Consider the following 21687-nt stretch of genomic DNA (forward strand, 5'->3'; position numbering starts at 1 on the left):
CACCGCTGGCAAAAGAAACCGGAACCGGGGCCGTTACCTGGGGTCGTCAGTTGACCGTCACCCAGCGCAGGATGAAAAAGTCATCCGGGCGTTGCGTCAGATCGATATTGCTGCCCTTCCCCCAAACCAGCGGCGTGACGTAAAGCGGCACATAGACCTGTTCGTCCTGAATTATCTTGGCGACCTCATCCAGCATGGCCTGCCGTTTATCCGCATCCAGTTCGGACTGGATCAGCGGCAGCAGCTCGTCGATCCGCGCGTTCGAGAAACCTCCGAAATTCCAGCTGCCCAGTTTCTTTTCTTCGTTCGGGGTCGCCACGAGGAACCGCACCGGGTGCTCCGCGTCAAAAGTGCCAGGGCTCCAGCCCAACAGATACATGTCGTACTTGTCCTCGCGCAGTTCCGGCCAGTAGTTGCGCACGGGCATCGCGTCGAGTTCCGCCGTGACCCCGATCTGGGCCAGCATGCTGACAACGGCCTGACAGACCGCCTCATCGTTCAGATAGCGGTCATTGGGGCATTTCAGACCGAATGAGAACCCATCCGCATACCCTGCCTCGGCCAGCAGCGCCTTTGCGGCTTCGATATCGAAGGCGGGCCGTTCCGAATTGGCCCGCGAATACCCGCTCATCACCGGGCTGACCAGTTGCGACGCAGCCTCGGCATTGCCGCGCATGATGGTGGCAAGGATTGCGTCGACGTTCACGGCCTTGGCGATGGCCTGACGCACGCGGGCATCCCTAAACGGGTTCGGCTTTCCCGCATCGTCGGTGTATTTCAGCGCCTCGGCCTGATGATCGAAGCCCAGCATGATCACGCGCGCCTCGATGCCCTGAATGACGTCCACGTCATCACTGCCCTGCAACCGCGCCACGTCCTGAATGGGTACCGGGTTGATCATGTCCACATCGCCGGACAGCAAGGCGGCAACGGCGGTGGCGGGGTTCTGGATCGGGGTGAACTCGGCCCGGGTGATATTGTGCGCGGCCTCATCCCACCAACCGTCAAAAGGTTCCAGTACAGTGCGCAAACCCGGCTCGCGCGCTGTGACCCGGAAAGCCCCGGTGCCGTTGGCGTTGAGGGTGGCGTAGTTGCCGGTTTCCTTGTCCGGCAGGGTAGCCTCATTGGCTTCGGCCCAGCCCTGATCCATGATCATCCAGTTGGCAATCGAGGACGGGAACAGCGGGTTCGGGGCCGAGGTCAAGAAATCGACCGTGTAGTCATCGACCACCTTCACCTCGCTGATCGGCGCGAACCAGCTGCGGGTATCCGCCACCTCGTCCGAGGCACGCTGATAGCTGAACAGAACGTCCTGCGCGTCAAAGGTACTGCCATCGTGGAAGGTGACACCTTCGCGCAGGTTGAACCGCCAGCCTTCGCCATCGCCGATCTGCTCCCAGCTTACGGCCAGGGCAGGCTCTATGCGCATGTCCTTGCCCCGGCGCACGAGCCCCTCGTAGACATTGTTGAGAAAACCCAGAACGGCGGCAGAGTTCACTGCGTGCGGGTCCATCGTCTGCGGATCGGTCGTCGAGGCCCATTTGAACTCGGCAGCCTGTGCCGCGCTTGCGGCCAGCATGGCCAAACCAATGGCACTGTTTCTGAGGATCATGGCGACGACTCCCTGATTGGCCCGCAGGCGGTTTTGAATATCGTAAAGCAAAACAGGGCGCGAAACCGCGCCCTGTTTCCGGTTTTTCACCTTAGTTCATGGTGAAGTATTTGATTTTCGGCGAATCTTCCGGCTCAACAATAGTGCCGACATCCGACTTCATCCCCCAGTTCAGCACCTGATGGTGGATCGGGATGTAAAGCTGTTCGTCCTGAACAACCTGCCAGATTTCCGCGATCTGCTGATCCCGCGCAGGCAGGTCGGTTTCCGAAGCCAGCGCCTGAATCTTGGCGTCCAGATCAGGGTTCGAGTAGCGCGTGCCGTTCCACGAGCCATACTTCTCACCCTTGGTATGCGCCAGGAAGTTGAAGATGTATTCCGAATCATAGGTCGGAACACCCCAGCCCAGCATGTAGAAATCGGTCTCAAGGTTGTTGATCAGCGGGAAGTGCTGCGCCTTGGGCTTGGCGTCCAGATTCACGGTGATCCCGATCTGCGCCAGCATGCCGACAGCGGCCTGACAGATCGCCTCATCGTTGATGTAGCGATCATTCGGGCAGTCCAGCTGGATGGTGAAGCCGTCAGGATAGCCTGCCTCGGCCATCAGGGCCTTGGCCCCTTCGATATCGGTGGTCGAGGAGCTGTCCATACCCTCATCCCAACCATTGACGAAGGGCGGCGCGATCATGCCCGCCGGGGCCGACTGGCCGCGCATCACGACCTGTTTGATCGCATCGCGGTTGATCGCCTTGGACATGGCCTGACGCACGCGGACATCAGACAAGGGGTTCTTGCCGTCCACATTGTCATTGGCCAGATCCGCATCGCCCATGTTCATGCCAAAGAAGATCACCCGGTTCTGCGGCGCGGTGCGCACATCCAGCCCATCTGCGCTGGCAACACGTTCAAGGTCCTGCACCGGCACGTCCTGGATAAAGTCCACCTCACCCGACAGCAGGGCTGCCACGCGGGTCGCGGCGTTCTGGATCGGGGTGTAGACGATCTCGGTCACCTGCAGCGGGAACTCATCCTTGCCCCAGTAGTTTTCATGCGCCGCCAGTACGGTTTTCACGTCCGGCTCGCGGCTGACCACCTTGTAGGGGCCAGTGCCATTGGCGTTCTTGGCCGCAAAAGTATCCTCGCCCCCTTCATAGTCCTGAACCTTGACCGCGTTGTTCGCCTCGGCCCAGCCTTTGTCCATCATGAACATGTTGGTCAGGTTGTTCGGCATGATCGGGTTCGGGCCGTCGGTTTCGATCTCGATCGTGTATTTGTCGGTCGCGCGCACATCTTTGACCGAGGCCAGCAGTTCCTTGTAGTCCGAATCCGGTGTCATCGCCCGGTTCAGAGAGAACACGACGTCTTCGCTGTCGAACTCGGCCCCGTCATGGAACGTCACGCCTTCGCGCAGTTTGAACACCCAGACATTCGGGTTGTCTTCCGAGGGGGACCATTCGGTGGCCAGCGACGGAACCAGCGCGCCGGAATGGTCGCGCATGACCAGCGTTTCCATGATCTGATGCGCCAGGGTCGAGGTCGGCCCTTCGTTCTGCGCATGCGGGTCCAGCGTCAGCGAGTCGCCCGCGCGCGCCCAGCGCAGCGTCTCGGCCGAGGCGCTACCGGCAAGCAGCGCCGTTGCACTGGCTGCGATCAGCAAGTGTTTCAGTTTCATTTTGGATATCTCCCCTATTGGTTTTTGCCCGCACACGTGGCGGGAGACCGTGTTGTTCGGTCTTCATGCCCCTGATCATCCAAATCAGACTGAAACTTTCAACCGCATAATTTGCCCGCCAAGTCCGGTTGACGCAGGATCAGCCCCTGCGGCGATCCGGCTGCCTTGCCCCTGGCCCGGATAAGCCTTTCCCATCAAAAATTAGCCGTCCTGCAACTTTTTTGAACTTTTCAGTTGCCGAAACCGGTTTCGGAACTCCTAATTGATCCTATGACAGCGAATCTGGATACCCTTCGCATAGGATCGGCCGCCCCTCGCACGGCGATGGCGGGCCGCGTCAAGCTGAATGAACTGGCCGAGCATCTGGGGCTGTCCAAAAGCACCGTATCGCGCGCGCTTAACGGGTATCCGGACATTTCCGAGGTGACACGCAGGCGGGTTGAAACCGCCGCGCGCAAGCTGGGCTATCGCCCTTTGAGCCATGCGCAGGCGATCCGCACCGGGCGGGTACGCGCCATCGCAATGGTTCTCAACAGTGATGAGCCGGATGGGCACAACCCGTTCCTGCAGGAATTCCTGGCCGGCGCCTGTGAAGCCGCCAGTGGATTCGACTGGACCTTGACGATTTCGACCGCAAAATCCGAAGCCGACACCCTGACCGTGCTGCGGCGTCTGGTCGAAGAGCACAAGGCCGACGGGTTCATCCTGCCCCGTACCGCAGTCGAAGATGCACGGGCCAATCTGCTGCGTGATCTGAACGTTCCGTCCATCCTGTTCGGCCGGACAGGATATGGGCGCGACGAGTCGCAGGACGACATCTCGTGGTACGACATTTCGGGTGAAACCGCCATGCACAAGGCCGTGCAGCGGCTGGACGATCATGGGCACAGCCGGATCGCCTATGTGGGCAGCGACCCCAAGTTCAATTACAGCCACCTGCGTCAGGACGGGTTTGTCGAAGGGCTGGCCGCCGCCGGTCTGCCCTGCGATTCCGATCTTATCCGAAACGGGGCCCGGACCCGCGAAGAAGGGGCCGCCGAGGGGCGCGCGTTGCTGCAGCTTGACCGCCCGCCGACCGCCATTGTCTTTGCAACCGATCTTGCTGCGCTCGGGTTCTGCTCGGTCGCTGCGGAACAGGGGCTGGAGATTGGACGGGACATCTCGGTCATCGGCTATGACGGAATTCCCGAATGCGCTTATGCCAAACCGCCGCTGACCACCTTCAGCGTCGACTCGCGCAAGGCCGGGCACCGGCTGGCAACCTTGTTGATCCGCCAGATCCGGGGCGAAGCCGCCGGAACGCTGCGGGAACTGGCTGACGCCACTTTGATCGAACGGCTCAGCGACGGCCCGCCGGCGCTGACCACCGAAGGCTTGGCGCGGAAATTACGAAACACCCACTAAACACAAACGGGGAGGAAACAACCGATGAAACTGACACCCACAGCCGCACGGCTGATGATGGGCTCGTCCCTTGCACTGGCGCTGACCGCGCTATCCGTGCAGGCCGACACGATCCGCTTCTGGACAACCGAGGAACAACCCGAGCGCCTCGCCAAACAGCAAGAGATGGCTGACCAGTTTAAGGCCGAAACCGGCACCACGGTCGAGGTGATCCCGGTCACGGAAACCGATCTGGGTACCCGCGCCACCGCAGCCTTTGCCGCCGGAGACCTGCCGGATGTGGTTTATCACCCGCTGCAATACGCCCTGCCCTGGGCCGAGGCCGGTATTCTGGACACCGAAGCCGCCAGCGAAGTGATCGAGGAACTGGGCGCCGACACATTCGCGCCGGGCGCTTTGGCCATGGCCGCGTTCAATGACGAAACCGCCTCGGTCCCCGTCGATGGCTGGACCCAGATGGTGGTCTACCGCAAGGACCTGTTCGATGAGGCCGGGTTAGGCGCTCCGTCCTCGTTCGGCGACATTCAGGCGGCGCTGGAAAAGCTGCACAATCCGCCCGAGATGTATGGCTTTGTCTCAGCCACCAAGGTTGACGAAAACTTCATGAGCCAGGTGCTGGAACATGTCTTCCTTGCCAATGGCGTTTCGCCTGTTGGTCCCGACGGCTTCCAGCCGCTGGACGAAGCCAAAACGACCGAAGTTCTGGATTTCTACAAGGCGATCTCGAAAGCCTCGCCTCCGGGTGAGTTATTCTGGAAACAGTCGCGCGAGCTGTATTTTGACGGCAAGGCCGCAATGATCATCTGGTCGCCCTTCATTCTGGACGAACTGGCCGGTCTGCGCGACAGCGCGCCGCCGACCATCAATGACGACCCGACCTCGCGCGATCTGGCGGGCAAGACCGGCATCGTGACCAAACTGTCCGGCCCGTCGAACCCTGATGGCGCGGCCTGGGGCGATGTCCGTTACTTCGGCATCACCAACGACGCCGATACCGACGCGGCGATGGAGTTCGTGAAATACGCCATGGATCAGGGCTATACCCAGACGCTGGCGATTGCGCCCGAGGGCAAATTCCCGGTGCGTCGCGGCAATGCCGACAATCCGACCGCGTTTTCCGAAGCCTGGGCCGAACTGCCCGTGGGCGTCGACCGCAAGGCGCCGCTGGGTGAGTTGTACGAGCAGGCGATGATCGACGAGATCGTCGGTGGTCTGGACGTGGCGCAGCGCTGGGGCGTGGCCGAGGGCCAGCTGGCGCTGGCCTCAAAAATGATCAACTCTCAGGCCATCAACCGCGTGGTCCGGCAGTATATCGACGATGAAATCGACGCGGCCGCCGCCGTTGCGGCCATGAACGAAGAGCTCGCCAAGGTCCAATAACCTTTCGGCACACGCAGCGGCAGTCACGCCGCTGCACCCAACCCTTCGAGGTATCCCATGTCTTCGGCCACCCCACCGACCGGAACCGGGGCGCTTGCCAAACGCGAGGCGCGATTGGCCTGGGCGCTGCTTGCTCCGACCGTTATCAGCGTATCGCTTGTGGTGATCCTGCCCCTGCTGGCAATCCTCTGGATCAGCTTCAAGCCCTTCACCCTGTCCGACCTGCGCCCACCCGCGCCTGTTGTGCGCGAAAGCCTGCGCGGATCGGGCGACGATCTGCGGATCGAATACCGCCTGCGCAATTCCAGCCAGGAGATCGCCATTGAAGGCGTAACCCTGACGGACGTGCTGCCCGACGGGGTCTCGCCCGCCGAGGTCGCCGCGCCCTGCGTACTGGACGGGCAGGCGTTGTTTTGCGACTTCGGCACGCTGGAAGGCGGACAGCGCGAGCGCATCCGCATACCCGTTACAATCGACGGGGACCCGGACGCCTTCGAGGACCTGATCGAAAGATCGGAACCTGACACCACCGGCAGCGGTCCCAATGTGCTGACCAGTTTCGAATTCAGCTTCGAGAACTTCGCCCGCATCTTTGACGGGTCCGAGTTCTGGGGCGTTCTCTGGGTCACACTGTTTTACACGGTGTTCGGCACCATCGGCGCACTGGTCATGGGCCTGTTCGCCGCCCTGCTATTGAACAAAAGCTTCCGCGGGCAGGGCTTTATCCGCGGCCTTTACCTGTTTCCCTATGTCGCCCCGGTTATTGCGGTGGCCTTCACATGGGTCACGCTGTTCGATCCGTTCTCGGGCTCAGCCAACGCGCTGCTGGTGCAGATGGGTCTCAGCAATGATCCGATCAACTTCTTCGGCGAGCGGCCTTTGGCGCTGATCATGGTCACCGTGTTCGAGATCTGGCGTTATTTCCCGCTGTCCTTCCTGTTCATCCTTGCGCGGATGCAGTCCATCGACTCGAGCATGTACGAGGCAGCGGATATGGACGGCGCCTCGCCCTTCCAGAAGTTCTGGCTGCTGAGCATCCCGCAACTGCTGGGTATCCTGTCGGTGCTGTTCCTGCTGCGCTTCATCTGGACCTTCAACAAGTTCGACGACATCTTCCTGCTGACCGGCGGCAATGCAGGCACCCGCACACTGACCGTGAATGTCTATGAGCAGGCCTTTGCGATCTCGAACATCGGGGCGGGCGCGGCGGTGGCCGTTGTCATCCTGATGTGCCTGATCGCCTTCAGCTTCGTCTTCTTCCGTTTCATCAGCCGAGAGGAGGGATTGTGATGCGCAATGGTTTTGTCACCGGCCCGGTTCTGGGTGCGCTCTGGCTGGTGGTGATCGCCACCACCATCGCGATCACCATGTCCTTTGCCACGGGTGCCGCTTTCCGCCCGCAGGTTCTGCTGAGCCTGATCTGGGGTGCGGTCGCGGGCCTGGCCTATGTCCGGTTCCCGACCCGTCAGGCCGCCGCCCGGCTGGGTGTTTCGGCTCTGCTGGGCTTGTCCTGTCTGACCGGGTTCGGCCCGGTTCTGATCGGCTCGGACACCACGCTGCAGGCGACCCTGATCACCGTGATTGCGATCGCCATCGTGATGCATCTGTCGATGGCCGAGATCCTGAAAGAGGTTCCTTTCGGCGAGCTGACCCGGCACGAGTTCGAGGACGTGGTGATCCGCTTCTGCACTGGCTTCGGCTATATCTTCTTCACCGCCATCGTCATCATCCCGTTCTACGTCATGGTGATGACCAGCCTGAAATCGCAACAGGCGCTGCTGCAGAACCCGCTGGATTTCTCGGTTGACCTGTCACAAGGCACCGCCCTGTTCCGCAGCTACACCGAACTGTTCCGCGACTTCAATTTCGGCACTTACCTATGGACCTCGTTCTACGTTTCGGTCCTGACCGTGTTCATCACCCTGCTGTTCAGCGTTCCCGGCGCCTACGCCGTGGCACGGTTCCGGTTCAAAGGGCAAAAGGCGTTCTCGCGCTCGATCCTGCTGATCTACATGGTGCCGATGATCGTGCTGGCGCTGCCGATCTATATCGCCTTCTCGATGACCGGCCTGCGCAACTCGATCCTCGGCATCGTGCTGATCTACCCGGTCACGACAATCCCGGTTTCGCTGTACATGCTGCAGGGCTATTTCCGGGGCTTGCCGACCGAAGTCGAGGAAGCGGGCCTGATGGACGGCCTGTCGCGCATTTCAGTGATCTGGAAGATCACCCTGCCGCTCAGCCTGCCGGCGCTGGCATCGGTCTCGCTCTATGTCTTCATGATCGCCTGGAACGAGTTCCTGCTGGCCTTCATGCTGCTGGACGACCCGTCGAAATTCACACTTACCCGAGGGGTCACGATGCTGAACTCCTCGGAGATTCCCCGTCAACACCTGATGGCCGGTGCGGTGATCGCCACCGTCCCGATCATGGCGCTGTTCCTGGGGCTTGAACGTTTCATGACCAAGGGCCTGACTGCGGGGTCCGTCAAAGGATGACCGAGATGAACCAACATACAAACCCCGACCGCGAGGCGCGCAATATCCTGATCGCCAATGACCGCGGCGGCTACACCATCCCGACCGAAGGACTGTACCCTTATCAATGGAACTGGGACAGCGCGATTGCGGCACTTGGCTTTGCCGAGTTTGACATCGACCGCGCCTGGGTCGAACTGGAAACCCTGTTCTCGGGCCAATGGGATGACGGCATGGTGCCGCATATCCTGTTTCACCAGCAAGATGACGGCTATTTTCCCGGCCCGGATGTCTGGGGCTGCAACGGCCCCATCCCGTCCTCGGGCATCATCCAGCCCCCGATTGCCGCCACGATGGCGCGGAAAATCTGGGAGAAAGACCCCAAGGCGGGCGAGGCGCGCATCCGCGCCCTGTTCCCCGCGATGCTGGCCTGGCACCGGTGGATCATGAAGTGGCGTCTGGACGACCGGAATGCCGTCTGCACCACGCACCCCTGGGAAGCGGGCCGCGACAATGCGCCGGACTGGGATCAAACGATGGCGCGGATGGATGCCTCGGGCGTCGGTGAATACCAGCGCCGCGATACCACCCATGTGAACAGCGAGGATCGCCCGACCAAGTTCGATTATGACCGCTACATCAAGCTGGTCCAGATCGGTCGCAACGCCGGGTGGGATCAGCAGGAACTGCTGACCCTCAACCCTTTCCGCGTGGCCGACCCGACAATGACATTCACCACCCTACGCGCGGCACGGGATCTGCTGGCGATCAGTACTGCACTCGGACTAGCGGCAGAAGGGCTGGAAGCCGACATCAGACGGCTGGAGGCGGGGGCGCACTCGCTATGGAACGACACGCTGAATGCGTTCGATTCCCGCGATGCGCATAGCGGCGAATGGTCCGGCACCCTGTCGAACGCGTCCTACATGTGCTGGTTCGCGGGCGTTGAATCCGACAAGATGCTGGATCGGGTGCGGACCACTCTGGCAAATGTCCCGCACCCGATCCCCAGCTATGACCCCGGCATGCCCGGTTTCGACGCCCGCCGCTACTGGCGCGGGCCGACCTGGGCGATCATGAACATGATGATCGGCTTCGGGCTGGAAGATATGGGCCACGGTGACGAGGCCGCGCAGCTGCGCAGCAAGACCGCCGAGCTGATCTCGACCTTCGGCTTTGCCGAATATTTTGACCCCATGACCGGCAGCCCCGCTGGCGGCAACGCATTCACCTGGACGGCCGCTGTCTGGCTGCACTGGGCAGGGAGGAACTGATGGGCAGTATCGCACTGAAATCCGTCGAAAAATGGTTCGGCAGCGCGCAGGTGATCAAGGGTATCGACCTGCAGATCGAAGAAGGTGAGTTCGTCGTCTTCGTCGGCCCCTCGGGCTGTGGCAAATCCACATTGCTGCGCATGATCGGCGGGCTCGAAGACATCTCGCGCGGGGAGTTGCTGATCAACGGCAATGACGTAACCGATCATCCGCCCTCGAAACGCGGACTGACCATGGTGTTTCAATCCTACGCCCTGTACCCGCACCTGACCGTGGCCGAGAATATGGGCTTTTCGCTGAAAGTCGCAGGCGTCCCGAAAGCCGAGATCGAAGAGCAGGTCAACCGCGCTGCGGATGTCCTGAAGCTCGGACCGTTTCTGGAGCGCCGCCCCAAGGACCTGTCCGGCGGACAACGCCAGAGGGTCGCCATCGGGCGCTCGATCGTCCGCGACCCGACCGCATTTCTGTTCGACGAACCGCTATCAAACCTCGATGCCGCCCTGCGGGTCGAGATGCGCTACGAGATCGCGAAACTGCATCAAAACCTCAAGCGCACGATGATCTATGTGACGCATGATCAGGTCGAGGCCATGACCCTCGCCGACCGGATCGTGGTTCTGGAATACGGCAAAATCGCACAGGTCGGCACACCGCGCGAGCTGTACGAGCGCCCGGCCAACCTGTTCGTGGCCCAGTTCATCGGCAGCCCGAAAATGAACATCCTGCCCTGCACCACGCGCAACGGTCACTACCATCTGGAAAACGGCGGCAGCGGCGCATTGGACCGGGCGGGCGAGGCAACCAAACTGGGCATCCGCCCGGAACACATCACCCCGGTCGCGCCCGGCGAAGGCCAAAGCGACGGCACGATCGAGGTCATCGAATACCTTGGCGCAGACACATTCCTGATCGTGGATTGCGGCGGCGAAGAAAAGGTCACCGTGCGCATAAATGGCGATACTGACCTGAAGCCCGGAACCAAAATCGGCCTGCGCTTCGCCCCCGAAAAGCTGCACTTCTTCGATGGGGAGGGTCAGGCGCTCTGATCCCAAAACCGTCGCTACGGGGCCGGAGCAACCCGCTTCGGGCCCGTCGGCTTTCGGACTTGCACCGGGCTTGAAGCGCCGGGGCTTTATGGGAACGAACAAAGCCTAAGTGATGGCTGATGGGTGTTGTGCCAAACCCTGTCGGTCATCCTTTTTCCCGCACTGTTTTCGGTGACCCGCAAGTGTCTTCTAGGACTCCGCCTTGATCGGCCTCACCCTGTCCTCTTGGTGCTGTCAGAGGAATTCTAACCAGTCTCAGTTTGCCGCAGAAACCGTGAACCTATTCGGAACAAAGTTGACGCCACTCGGCGAGAGCGGCGGTGCGTGTCAGCTTGAAGGAGTCTCGGCTGGTGAGGGATCTTTCCTGATTGAAGTGGTTGTAGACGGAGGAATGGACGGACGCGAATTTCTGTAAACTGCGCATGCGCCTGAAACGTTGCATTACGCGTTCGCGTTGTCGAAACGACAGGTGCGAATTCTCGACACCGTTGTTGAGCCACCTTCCCGTCTGTTGTTTTTCGAGCGCGCCCAATTCTCTGAGCACAGCCTTGTAGGATGCAAAACGGTCGGTAACGATCTCTTCGGCGCAACCATGCCGCTTCATCAATTTCTTGAGAAATTTCAATGCTGCAGCTTTGGTTCTGCGCTTGCTGACAACTGCTTCCAGCACTTCGCCCTCATGATCAACAGCTCGCCAAAGATAATGCCACTTGCCACTCACCTTCACGAAAACCTCGTCCACATGCCACTTCCATTTTGAAAAGGCTCGAAGTTGCTGAACACACTTTCTTCGGATCTCAGCAGCAAACATCAGGCCAAACCTGTTCCACCAATATCGAACAGTCTGGTGGCTCACCTCAATTCCCCTTTGGTGCAACAGGTCTTCCACGTTTCGCAGAGATAGAGGGAACCAAACGTACAGCATGACTGCCAGACGAATGACCTCTGGACTGGTCTTGAAGTACTTGAATAGCGATTGTTTGATCATGCGCGAAGGCTACGAGGGCACCCTGACCGCCTCAACCCAAGTTCTTCTGACAAGACCTGTTCAACGCTCAAAACCTGTCTGATCCACGTTGACGACTTCGATCCTGGTGACACCATCATCATGAACAAAACTGGAATGGACGGGCCAGTTTTTGCGAGGGTCTACGATCCGCGCGGTCACCTTTGACATGCAAACAGGTCGACTGCCATCCGTGTTCTTATCAAGTGTTTTTATCCAGTTCTCCAGCCGGGCGGTAACATTAATCGTGTCACCGATGACGTTGTACCGAAGAGAGCCGCTTACACCCAATGTGCCCCCCCAGGCTTCGCCGCTGTTCAGGGCAATTCGCAACCCGTAGCCTGGGCTCCCGTCCATTCCGCGGTTCAGTTCCAGCGCAATCGCGCGCATATCCTGGGCACATTGCAGGGCCGAAAGGGCGTCCCGCTGTCTCTGCTCTTCAGTGGTGCTGGGCACGGGCGCTCCAAAGATCACAAGGATGCCGTCCCCGGTGTACTTCTCGACGAACCCGCCATGTTTGCGGGCGACTTCACCCAATTGGTCCAGAATGCGCGAAACCCAGGCCATGAAGTCCTCGGCATCCATCGAGTTGCCAATACGCGTAGAGCCTTCGATATCGGCAAGCAGGGCCGTAACAAACAATCGGCGCGACTTTGGTTTGCCCCCGGACAACAGGCTTTTCCTCTGTTGCCATATCTCAGCAGACAATTCGTCCGACAAGTGAGACGAGAAAATCCGCACGATTGCGCGCCTTTGGTTTCGCGAAATACCCGCGATGACCGCGAACGCAAACAAGAACCCCAAAAGCCACCCCAACACGGACGGCACAACAGGCATCAGCACGGCATTTTTCTGGAACAACGACAGCGCGATTAGCAGCGCCCCTCCCCCGAACACCGCTATCGCTAAGGAGGGGGCCGTGACCCGTACGAACATCGCAATACAAGAGCCTGCAAAGACGCAGGCGAAGATCATAAATGAGGCAGATGAACTGCTCAGCGAGCGCAACGGCAAAAGACGGTCATTCCCATAGTCGACCAGTTGCTGAAAAATGGCCGCGTGTATTTCGGCCCCGTAAGCAAAACTCGCACCTGACGCGCGTTTGAGCGGGATTTGAAAGTAATCCTTAACGGATTGGCTGGTTAGCCCGATGATCGCAACTTTGTTTCTGATGCGCTGCATGCCTTGCCCGGCCAGAACATCTGCAGCGGGAATCCGGTGCGTGATCGGCAACGCGTTCTGGTAGTCTATGATGATTTGGTAACCGGACGTATCAGCACTTCGAAATAGGTTTGACCCGGCCGTCAACGGAGGCACCACCGTACTACCAAACATAAGATAGCTCGGGTTTTCGGGATCCGCTTGCAGCGCCGGACGACCAGAAAACTCCGCCGCCAATTGCATGGGCAGCGACAGTGACAATCCTTGCGCATCACTGACCAGCAGCAACGCGCGCCGGGCCACCCCATCGGGGTCGATGGGTATATCGGCAAACCCGGTTCTCACCCCTGGCGGGGCAGCAATGCCCGCACCGCTTTCATCCGGCAGTTTCGAGATCACAACAACTTTGGGATCACGCAGAACATCAAGCAGGTCTTCGCGGCCGGAACCGGCTGAAACATCCCTGTAGATGTCCACCCCGACCGCCGCCGCGCCAGCCGCCAGCAAATTCTCGATTAGCTTGGCAAGCTGGGCGTCCGGAACTGGCCAACCCCATTTGCTCAGATCCTGATCGGATATTGCAACAAGATGAACGTCTTCCGCCTGCGTTTTTTCGGAAATTGCAGATGTGGTCCAATCGTATTGCGCAAGCTCAAGCGGCTCTAACGCCCCTTTGTTGCGCAGCAAAGTTATGGAAGCTCCTACGATCAGAGTAATCGAAACGACCAGAAGCCAACGCTGCCACATCGGCAAAAGCGGCGTGGCCAGAGTGCCAGCTTGCTTTCGGCGCTTCGATTTCAATAAGCCACCCCGGCAGACTGCAAGAGTTGTTCAAACTGATCAGTGTTCACAGGTCTGACACGGCCACTCAGGCTGATGTCAACCAGTGGGGACAGCGCATCAAACCACAACCCGTCCGCGGACGGATTCCCGGAACTCAAACTCTCCGGAACGCGTTCGACAAGACGCATCGACCGTTCGCTCACCGTGCTCGTCTTGCTGTTCAAAAGCAGAATCTGCCATTCATAAATCCTGCCTGTTTCCAGGTGTTGCTGAAGCCGACCTAAATCCACCCCATAATATCCCGGCGGAAACGGCCCATTGATCAGCAGCTCGCCGCCAGGAGCGCCAGCAGGGTTCAGGGCGAACACCAGATCACCTCGGTGCCCGGACTTTAAATGCCAGATCAAGGGCGGAGACGACAGGGTCGTCAGGCCACCGTCTTCCGGCGCCAGCAGCAAAAGCACGCCGTCTTCGCCATCCACGGAAGTGCCCCGCGTACCCGCGCCCATCCGATCTTTCGGAGTTCCCATCTTAGGGGGGACAAACACGATCTCGTCGGTGCCGTCGGCTGCGTCACTCTCATCGGCAGCCGCCAGCTTGACGCCCGGCATTGCCATCAGGATCAAAAAAGCAAACAGGGCGTTTTTGGAAAGATCAATGCACGACACACAATGCCTCGCGAAACAAACTGATTAACAGAAGACCATTTGTGACGTCAGCTTAGGTCGGATTCAGGATTGAGTCCAGTTTCCGAGCCACGTCGTCCGCGTATCGAAAAGCGCGGTAAGATGTGGTACGGTATGCGATGTTTGACTGTGCTGGTTCGGGTTCTCTTGTATGATTTTAGGTTTTCAGAACATCATTTTGCTTATTCGGGCTTTTGTTTTGGCGTGTTTCTTAGCTGTCCCGGCAGCGACAATGGCCGAAGACGCGCGTGTCGCGCTGGTGATCGGCAATTCCGGCTATGAACGTGTTTCCAGTTTGCCCAATACAAAGAATGACAGTCGCGATCTGGCTGACGCGCTAGAGCGCATAGGCTTCGAAGTCACCCGCGGTCTGGACTTGAGCTTTCGGGATATGCGTATAGCGATCCGCGATTTTGCAGAAGCCGCGGCTGACGCCAAGGTGGTCGTAGTCTACTTCGCAGGTCATGGCATTGAAATCGACAACACCAATTACCTCATTCCAATCGACGCCGAGTTGCAGAGTGACCGGGACATAGAACTGGAAGCGATCCGGCTGGACACGCTGATTGGCTCGGTTTCCGGCGGCGATGGGCTGAAGATCATCCTGATCGATGCATGCCGCAACAACCCGTTCGTGCCGAACATGGCCCGCACCTCTTCCACCCGGTCCATTGGCCATGGGCTGGCGCGGATAGACCCAAGCGGTGTTTTGGTGGGCTATGCGGCGCGCAGCGGCACGTTGGCGCTGGACGGAGACGGTCGAAACAGCCCCTATGCGCAAGCACTACTAAGCCATATCGAAGAACCCGGTCTGGAACTGGGTAAGATGTTCCGCAAGGTCCGGGATACAGTGTTTGATTTGACCGATGGCTATCAGGAACCATTTACCTACGGATCGTTGCCGGGGCATGACATCTATCTCGTGTCCCCGCCCGTTCCGCAGCCTGCAGTCGCAATCGAACAAACCGCAATCAATCCTCGGTCACCTGACGAAGAAGCCGAAGCAGCCTGGGATGATTTTCGCGACAGCACGTCACCGGATGCTCTGGAGGCGTTTGCCAAGACTTATCCCGACACGGCCTATGCCGCGCTGGCGTTGTCGATTGCAGATCGCTACCGTGAAAACACTGCTCAGACCTTGCCGCCTGCCGACTTGCCGAAATGGTGCAATAGCCCCAAGAACGAAACCCAGTCTCTTATATGCCGCGATCCTGATCTTCTCAAACGAGACAGCGAAGTATCAGAACTGTTTCAAAGACGACTGGATGCTGTTCGAAGCGGCGCGGCACGGGGGCAGGCCCTTGTGGAACAAAGGAATTGGCGTCTGTCGCGGGATGAATGCGGCAGCGATCCGACTTGCATCGCGAAATCCTACAAGCTGCGAAAGATTGCACTGGTCGAATTCGACGACGCCGCGATGCCAACGGCCCTGGTGGTCCGCTCGGTTCAGGAAGAGCTCAACCGCATGAGCTGCGGAGCCGGTGACCCTGACGGCGTGATAGGTGCCCAAACGCGAAATGCTTATGATCTCGCCGCGTCGTTGCTTTCGGAACTCGAAAAAGGGGCTGCGCTGGACGATGCGCGAACACTGAACGTTCTGCGCGCTCAACCGACTGCCGAGTGCTCGTTCCTCAAGCGGGCCGTAAAAGAGCCCAAACTTCTGGAAGGCGTCTGGAAGATTCGAACAGTCACATGTCCAGGCGAGGCCGGGGGTTTCAATCTCAGGCGGATACAGCTTAAACACGATGGCGATGGGGTCTATTCCGGCAGGCTGGCTTATGAAAACGGCGCTTTCAAGCGGGCAATAGGCGCGCGACTGTCTGACCGGGTACTGTCACTTACGCATGTGACGACAAATGGCAGCCGACAATCCTATTTTTTTGAGCCCGCAGATGTTCCAAACAAGTTTGTTGGCTCGGATTGGTCGAAATGTACGATCTCGGTCAGCAGATAGCGCAGTTTTGATTCCGGCGCATCAGTTCAGACGGCCTTCGAGTACAACTGAATGCGCATGGTTGCCATTACCATCAAACCATTCCGAAGGTATAGCTTTGCTTAGATCCCGACGCCCACGCTTCTGATACGCAAATTGCGCGAAAGCCTTTTTGCCATGACCGTGGGTCTTGTTCGGCTTAGAAGGCAACCAGTTTGTGTAAGCCACTGGTTCTCCACTGTACCAACGCCAGCCGATGACGGCGTCACCTTCTTTCGGATCCTTTCTGAAACCAAAATAGGGTCCTGATTTGAAGCTGTAGTTGGTTCTGCTATCGTATGCGATTTCAAAGAATGCCGGGTCATTTGCCATCATTTTGACGATGAAAGCATTTTCTTCAGCAGATGTGATCGACGCCAGATCAACACCGCACTTCTGAGCCTCGCTTCGCGCATTTTGGAGATTACCCCAATACGTCATAATCACGTATAAGCTGCCGCGAAATTTGCCATAAACGCTCCGCCGCAATCCCAAGCACCGCAGTATCTCCGTTGTTTCTTCGGATTCTCCTAGCAACTCCAGTTCGCTTACTTTCTGACTTACTGCGAACGGGTTGCTAATGAAAGTCTCGTTGTCCTCTTGCTGCGATCTCAGCCTCAATATGGCCAAAACGGCGGGGTCGACAAAACCGGTCTGTTCTAGCCCATTCGCTGCCTGAAGGGCCCGGAGGCCGGACCGGGTCTTGGGCCCGAAAGCACCATCGGCTGCGCCAACGTCAAAACCAGCGTTGTTGAGACTTTCCTGAACGCGCTTTTTGACATCACGATCCGGCACCAGAGCATCTTCCAGACTTTTCAATTTCCCGCTCTTTGCCAACCACTTCGGTGTGATTTCGGCCATTCGCTTCAGGGCGTCAGGTTCGGTTATCGAAGCGGCACGGTACTTCTGTGCCATCAGTGCCCAACCACGCATTGTGTTGGTTTTCATCGCGGCCGCCATTACATCCTGGCGTGTTACCGGTACCGGCTGAGGAACCGGCGCAGCTGCACCCTGACTTTTCGGCACCTGCAACGCGACGGGCTCAACATGGGGCACCAGGTAAATGTCTTCCCCGGGAAGCGAGCCGTAGATGAAAGGTTCCTGAAACCCCTCGGTCAGGTCATATACACGGTCTCTGACCCTGCGGAACATCTTGCCCAGTTCCAGACCCGGCTGCTCAATGTGCTCCAACAAGGCCTGCACGTAGGGGCTGTTCCTGCCATCGCCATCCTGCGCCAAAGTCCCGCCCCGGGCAGCGTAGCCAACGACAACACCCCCCGGTTCCACCGCTGCCAGACCACGCCCGATTGATCGCGTATCTGAAACGCGTGCCATCTGAGCCAGAAACGGATTGTTCCGGCAGGCGTCGACAAGGACGATTTTTAGGCCGGGAGAGTTTGAGATTGAATTGACAATGGCATCCAGTCGAATTGTTTCAAAATCTACATCGCGATCACTTTTGAGCGTTGCATTAACGGGTATCAGATAGTTGGTATTCTCGATTTCTATGCCATGACCTGCAAAATAGATCAAAGCTACATCCGCAGTAGCCGCGGCCTCTGCGAAGTCACGCAACGCAATGCGCATCCCATTGTAGTCAAGATTCAACCCTTCGGTGACGTCGAACCCGATCCGCTTCAGAGACTGGGATAAATCCTCGGCGTCGTTCGACGGGTTTCGCAAGTTCGAGACATGTTGGTAAGCGGAGTTACCAATCACAAGTGCCACGTGTTTGTCTTTAGCCTGGGTCAAATTCGCGGAGGTCGCAAAAACCAAAAAAAACAGCAGACGCCAAGTTTTGAATCGTAGACAAAATTTGAGGAACATGAACAACCACTCAGGGATTAGCACCGATAATTACAGCGATGTTAGCATAAACCCGGTCGTTTTCTAACGGAGCAACTGTTGTTTCACGATAAAAGGCCAAATGAAACGTTTTGCTCTGAGAGCTTCATGTCACGAGATCGAAGGTCTTGATTGATGAGCCGCTTCTTTTCGTTGGGTACGGTCAGGTGAATTCGAACCAGTCTCGACCAGGGCTGGGGCTCAGGTGTTGTGAGACGAATTCGAACTTGTCTCGGTTAGGCCAGTGGCGCTGCCCTTTATCCCGCGCCAAGTTGGCGCCACTCGGCGCGAGCCGCGGTGCGCGTCAGCTTGAAGGTGTCTCGGCTGGTGAGAGATCTTTCCTGGTTGAAGTGGTTGTATCGAGGAATGGACAGAGGCGAATTTCTGTAAAATTCGCATGCGCCTGAACCGTTGTATCGCGCGGTCGCGTCGTTGGAACGGCAGGTGCAAATTCTCGACGCGGTTGTTGAGCCACCTGCCCGTCTGCTGTTTTTGGTAGCACCAAACTCTCTGAGAGCGGCCCGATACGATGCGAAGCGATCCCTGATAACGTTTTCCGCTTTACCGTGTCGCTTCATAAATTTCTTGAAGAATTTCAATGCTGCAACTTTGTTTCGGCGTTTGGTGACAACGGCTTCCAGCACCTCGCCTTCGTGATCAACAGCCCGCCAAAGATAATGCCGTTGGCCATTCACCTTCACGAAAACCTCGTCCAAGTGCCACTTCCATCTGGAAAACGCGCGCAGCTGCTGGACACGCTTCCGTCTGATCTCAGCAGCAAACATCGGGCAAAACCTGTTCTAACAATATCGGACAGTTTCGTGGCTCACGTCGATGCCTCGCTCATGCAGCAGATCTTCGACATTCCTAAGCGAGAGCGGGAAACGGATGAACAGCATCATTGCAAGGCAGATGATCTCAGGAATGGATTTAAAGCACTTGAAAGAGGCAGGTCTGGTCATGAGCAAAAGCTACGCAACCGCCCTGCCCCGCTCACGCAAAGTTCTTCTGAAAAGGCCCTTTAAAGCACCACGCCCGGCTTAACGCCAGTTTTCACAGCAACTTGTGTCGAATTGAGGTAGCCCTCAGGGGGAAACAATGCGGAGTTGAGAACCCGAAATGCCGAGCCACGGCACCAAATTGGTGTGCCAATACAAGCCGCTACATTGACTAAAAACAAGTCAGACGCAATGCTGGCTTGAACTCCAACATCTTCGAATGGGTTAAACAATTACTATGGTCTCAATACGAGCAATTCTCTCCGCTGCAATGCTGTTCTTGTTGGCATTCGGAGCAATCGCACAAGAAGACCTGCAACGAACCCTGTTTGTCAATGTCGATGTTTTTGACAGCGAAAACGCAGCAGTGATCGAAAATGCCCATGTTCTTGTCGAAGGCAATCTGATTGCGAGGGTTTCGACCGATCCGATTGAAACCAATGGTGCCGTGGTCATTGACGGTCAAGGAAGGACTTTGATCCCGGGACTCATCGACGGCCACAACCACATCATGTTGCCGTCCAATCCTCTGGCATTGGCGTACAACCTTCACTGGACATACACCGGGGCTCTCGTCACGCGGGAAGCTGAACTTATGTTGATGCGGGGCTTTACGACGCTGCGCGATGCAGGTGGTCCGTCCTATGGCATCGCCAAGGCCATTGACGAGGGTATCGTGCCCGGACCGCGTATCTTTAGTTCCGGGCATTGGATAGGTCAGACATCTGGGCACTTCGACTTCCGCCTATATAACGACACCCACCACCGACAGCGTATTGAACGTACGGCTTTTGAGCGCGAGTGGGCGTTCATTGCTGACGGAGTGCCTGAAGTGCGGGCAGCCACCCGTGAGGTGCTGCGCCTTGGGGCCACTCAGGTAAAGATCAGCCTGGGTGGCGGTAACTCAACCCCTTACGATCCATTGGACACAACCCATTACAGTCCCGAAGAAATCCGTGCCGCAGTGGAGGCTGCTGAAGACTGGAACACCTATGTCATCGTTCACGCCTACACAGATGAATCCGTCATCAGGTCATTAGAGGGCGGAGTAAAGAGCATCGATCACGGCAACATGATATTCGAGGAAGAGACCATTCGCGCCATTCGCGATGCTGGGGCCGTTCTCAACCCGCAGTTTCTAATCTTCACACCGGATGAGGAAATGTTGGCCGCGGGCGATCCTGCTACCATCGAAAAGGGCGCGCCGCTGCGCGACAACGTCGAAAACTACGTTGCGTTGATCAAAAAATACGACCTTCCGATTGCTTTTGGCGTGGACCTGTTCGGAGCCCCAGAGCTCTTGGCAATGCAGAACCTTGAGTTCGAACGCCGTGGTCGCTGGTGGTCTGGGGCAGAAGTCTTGCAACAGGCCACGTACAACACCGCAAAGCTGGTCGAGATGTCAGGACCGCGAAACCCGTACCAGGAAGGCCCGCTTGGGGTGATTAAGGCTGGGGCATATGCTGATTTGATCCTCGTCGACGGTGACCCAGTCGAGGACATCAATCTTCTGGTCGAACCGGAAGAGAACTTTCTGATTATTATGAAGGATGGGGTCATCTACAAAAACACGCTTGAGAACTGATGAGCGTCATCATGCGGCTGCTTGTGGTTGGGATATTGGGTTTGCTTGTGGTGACTTCCGTGGCCGCGAACCCTCGTGTTGTCAGTTGGAGCGACCTAGTCGACCCGTCGGCCCAGACCTTTGAGGATCCATTCAAGAAACTTGGTGCCATTGATCTCGTGAACTTGCAGGTTGTGGTGCGCGTTCGCGAACTGCTGAAGAATGGTATAACTGACCCGGAAAAACTGGAACTGGCCAAATCCCGCTTGGCAGAGGCCGAAGCAACTCTCGATGCGGCGGGTGTGGATATTGACTGGTACATTTCGCAGCGTTTTGTCGTGGCTGACAAACGAGAGCGCGCCGCAAAATCGGGCAATCCCGGTCTCAATGGACGGCAGGTGTCGATAACCGGTTTCGCGATACCAGCGCCGCCGAACGCGGACGGAACACAAATGGCTTATCTGGTGCCGCAGCTAGGCATGTGTAGCCACTTACCGCCACCACCACCCAACCAGCTTTTACGCCTGCGTTTGCCTGAGGGTGAAAACACGGTTCGCCTATATGAACGGCTGCAAGTTACTGGCCCGCTTCAGATTGAGCCAAGTTCACAAACTGTTTTTGTTGCAGACGGAATGCAAAAGATGGAAACCACATGGATGCTCAACGCAGCGACTTTGGAGCGTCCGGAGGCTTTCGATGGTAGTTCGCAAAGCGGCGACGGCCCATGCTCTCGAGGAACGGCATCATGACCTCGGAAGATTTCAGCCATAGGTCCGATGCGGATCTCAATTGATGTAAATCTCGGCA

General features: G+C 57.9%; 16 protein-coding genes and 1 pseudogene. 10 read left to right on the plus strand and 7 right to left on the minus strand.

The window, feature by feature from the left end; all coding sequences use genetic code 11:
- Window positions 1–46: 46 nt before the first annotated feature.
- On the minus strand, window positions 47–1612 hold the full coding sequence (locus tag ACR0EZ_RS10360) for an ABC transporter substrate-binding protein (RefSeq protein ID WP_480612703.1): 1566 nt from the start codon (window positions 1610–1612) through the stop codon (window positions 47–49).
- Window positions 1613–1703: 91 nt separating this feature from the next.
- Complete coding sequence (locus tag ACR0EZ_RS10365) at window positions 1704–3284, minus strand: ABC transporter substrate-binding protein (RefSeq protein ID WP_480612705.1); 1581 nt, start codon at window positions 3282–3284, stop codon at window positions 1704–1706.
- Window positions 3285–3554: 270 nt separating this feature from the next.
- Here ACR0EZ_RS10365 and ACR0EZ_RS10370 point away from each other — a divergent pair, with 270 nt between their 5' ends.
- Genes ACR0EZ_RS10370 through ACR0EZ_RS10395 form a run of 6 tightly spaced genes read left to right on the plus strand, consistent with a single transcriptional unit; the run spans window position 3555 to window position 10865 of the window.
- A complete protein-coding gene (locus ACR0EZ_RS10370; RefSeq protein ID WP_480612706.1) occupies window positions 3555–4688 on the plus strand; it encodes a LacI family DNA-binding transcriptional regulator in 1134 nt (377 codons plus the stop codon).
- A 24-nt stretch (window positions 4689–4712) separates the two neighbouring features.
- Window positions 4713–6068, plus strand: a complete 1356-nt coding sequence (locus ACR0EZ_RS10375; RefSeq protein ID WP_480612708.1) for an ABC transporter substrate-binding protein — start codon at window positions 4713–4715, stop codon at window positions 6066–6068.
- A gap of 57 nt (window positions 6069–6125) precedes the next feature.
- Complete coding sequence (locus ACR0EZ_RS10380) at window positions 6126–7358, plus strand: carbohydrate ABC transporter permease (RefSeq protein ID WP_480612710.1); 1233 nt, start codon at window positions 6126–6128, stop codon at window positions 7356–7358.
- Entirely contained in the window at window positions 7358–8566 is a 1209-nt protein-coding gene (locus ACR0EZ_RS10385; protein WP_480612712.1) for a carbohydrate ABC transporter permease, read from the plus strand. Before ACR0EZ_RS10380 ends, ACR0EZ_RS10385 begins: the two co-directional genes overlap by 1 nt.
- Before the next feature lie 5 nt (window positions 8567–8571).
- Window positions 8572–9819 carry an MGH1-like glycoside hydrolase domain-containing protein gene (locus ACR0EZ_RS10390; protein ID WP_480612714.1) on the plus strand — a complete coding sequence of 416 codons (1248 nt, stop codon included), beginning with the start codon at window positions 8572–8574 and terminating at the stop codon, window positions 9817–9819.
- Window positions 9819–10865 (plus strand): ABC transporter ATP-binding protein, encoded by a 1047-nt coding sequence (locus tag ACR0EZ_RS10395; RefSeq protein WP_480612716.1) that lies wholly within the window; start codon window positions 9819–9821, stop codon window positions 10863–10865. Before ACR0EZ_RS10390 ends, ACR0EZ_RS10395 begins: the two co-directional genes overlap by 1 nt.
- A gap of 280 nt (window positions 10866–11145) precedes the next feature.
- On the opposite strand, the gene ACR0EZ_RS10400 is transcribed toward ACR0EZ_RS10395, so the two are convergent.
- The 3 genes from ACR0EZ_RS10400 to ACR0EZ_RS10410 are packed head-to-tail and all read right to left on the minus strand — an operon-like array spanning window position 11146 to window position 14483.
- Complete coding sequence (locus ACR0EZ_RS10400) at window positions 11146–11853, minus strand: IS6 family transposase (protein ID WP_480612718.1); 708 nt, start codon at window positions 11851–11853, stop codon at window positions 11146–11148.
- Window positions 11854–11913: 60 nt separating this feature from the next.
- Window positions 11914–13779 carry a CHASE2 domain-containing protein gene (locus tag ACR0EZ_RS10405; protein WP_480612767.1) on the minus strand — a complete coding sequence of 622 codons (1866 nt, stop codon included), beginning with the start codon at window positions 13777–13779 and terminating at the stop codon, window positions 11914–11916.
- Window positions 13780–13829: 50 nt separating this feature from the next.
- Window positions 13830–14483, minus strand: a complete 654-nt coding sequence (locus tag ACR0EZ_RS10410) for a hypothetical protein (RefSeq protein WP_480612720.1) — start codon at window positions 14481–14483, stop codon at window positions 13830–13832.
- A 250-nt stretch (window positions 14484–14733) separates the two neighbouring features.
- Between ACR0EZ_RS10410 and ACR0EZ_RS10415 the strand changes: the two genes are divergently transcribed.
- Window positions 14734–16455 (plus strand): caspase family protein, encoded by a 1722-nt coding sequence (locus ACR0EZ_RS10415; protein WP_480612722.1) that lies wholly within the window; start codon window positions 14734–14736, stop codon window positions 16453–16455.
- A 21-nt stretch (window positions 16456–16476) separates the two neighbouring features.
- Here ACR0EZ_RS10415 and ACR0EZ_RS10420 read toward each other — a convergent pair whose 3' ends face one another.
- A complete protein-coding gene (locus tag ACR0EZ_RS10420) occupies window positions 16477–18300 on the minus strand; it encodes a caspase family protein (protein ID WP_480612724.1) in 1824 nt (607 codons plus the stop codon).
- A gap of 275 nt (window positions 18301–18575) precedes the next feature.
- A pseudogene (locus tag ACR0EZ_RS10425) lies at window positions 18576–19220 on the minus strand (IS6 family transposase).
- Between ACR0EZ_RS10425 and ACR0EZ_RS10430 the strand changes: the two are divergent.
- From ACR0EZ_RS10430 to ACR0EZ_RS10440, 3 genes are all read left to right on the plus strand, one after another.
- Window positions 19164–19343: a hypothetical protein gene (locus ACR0EZ_RS10430; protein ID WP_480612769.1), complete on the plus strand. Its 180-nt coding sequence runs from the start codon at window positions 19164–19166 to the stop codon at window positions 19341–19343. The pseudogene ACR0EZ_RS10425 and the gene ACR0EZ_RS10430 overlap by 57 nt on opposite strands.
- Window positions 19344–19587: 244 nt before the next feature.
- Window positions 19588–20901, plus strand: coding sequence for a metal-dependent hydrolase family protein (locus ACR0EZ_RS10435; protein WP_480612726.1), 1314 nt, complete (start codon window positions 19588–19590; stop codon window positions 20899–20901).
- Entirely contained in the window at window positions 20901–21629 is a 729-nt protein-coding gene (locus ACR0EZ_RS10440; protein ID WP_480612728.1) for a DUF3299 domain-containing protein, read from the plus strand. The genes ACR0EZ_RS10435 and ACR0EZ_RS10440 overlap by 1 nt, the downstream gene beginning before the upstream one ends.
- Window positions 21630–21687: the final 58 nt, after the last annotated feature.

The organism is Ruegeria sp. AK4 (assembly GCF_056541025.1).

Bases quoted from the DNA above. Each gene is read 5' to 3' on its own strand.
- ACR0EZ_RS10370 (WP_480612706.1), top strand. From the start codon at position 3,555: ATGACAGCGAATCTGGATACCCTTCGCATAGGATCGGCCGCCCCTCGC.
- ACR0EZ_RS10360 (WP_480612703.1), bottom strand. From the start codon at position 1,612: ATGATCCTCAGAAACAGTGCCATTGGTTTGGCCATGCTGGCCGCAAGC.
- ACR0EZ_RS10440 (WP_480612728.1), top strand. From the start codon at position 20,901: ATGAGCGTCATCATGCGGCTGCTTGTGGTTGGGATATTGGGTTTGCTT.
- ACR0EZ_RS10365 (WP_480612705.1), bottom strand. From the start codon at position 3,284: ATGAAACTGAAACACTTGCTGATCGCAGCCAGTGCAACGGCGCTGCTT.
- ACR0EZ_RS10390 (WP_480612714.1), top strand. From the start codon at position 8,572: ATGAACCAACATACAAACCCCGACCGCGAGGCGCGCAATATCCTGATC.
- ACR0EZ_RS10420 (WP_480612724.1), bottom strand. From the start codon at position 18,300: ATGTTCCTCAAATTTTGTCTACGATTCAAAACTTGGCGTCTGCTGTTT.
- ACR0EZ_RS10405 (WP_480612767.1), bottom strand. From the start codon at position 13,779: ATGTGGCAGCGTTGGCTTCTGGTCGTTTCGATTACTCTGATCGTAGGA.
- ACR0EZ_RS10385 (WP_480612712.1), top strand. From the start codon at position 7,358: ATGCGCAATGGTTTTGTCACCGGCCCGGTTCTGGGTGCGCTCTGGCTG.
- ACR0EZ_RS10380 (WP_480612710.1), top strand. From the start codon at position 6,126: ATGTCTTCGGCCACCCCACCGACCGGAACCGGGGCGCTTGCCAAACGC.
- ACR0EZ_RS10395 (WP_480612716.1), top strand. From the start codon at position 9,819: ATGGGCAGTATCGCACTGAAATCCGTCGAAAAATGGTTCGGCAGCGCG.
- ACR0EZ_RS10415 (WP_480612722.1), top strand. From the start codon at position 14,734: ATGGCCGAAGACGCGCGTGTCGCGCTGGTGATCGGCAATTCCGGCTAT.
- ACR0EZ_RS10400 (WP_480612718.1), bottom strand. From the start codon at position 11,853: ATGATCAAACAATCGCTATTCAAGTACTTCAAGACCAGTCCAGAGGTC.
- ACR0EZ_RS10430 (WP_480612769.1), top strand. From the start codon at position 19,164: ATGCAGCAGATCTTCGACATTCCTAAGCGAGAGCGGGAAACGGATGAA.
- ACR0EZ_RS10375 (WP_480612708.1), top strand. From the start codon at position 4,713: ATGAAACTGACACCCACAGCCGCACGGCTGATGATGGGCTCGTCCCTT.
- ACR0EZ_RS10435 (WP_480612726.1), top strand. From the start codon at position 19,588: ATGCTGTTCTTGTTGGCATTCGGAGCAATCGCACAAGAAGACCTGCAA.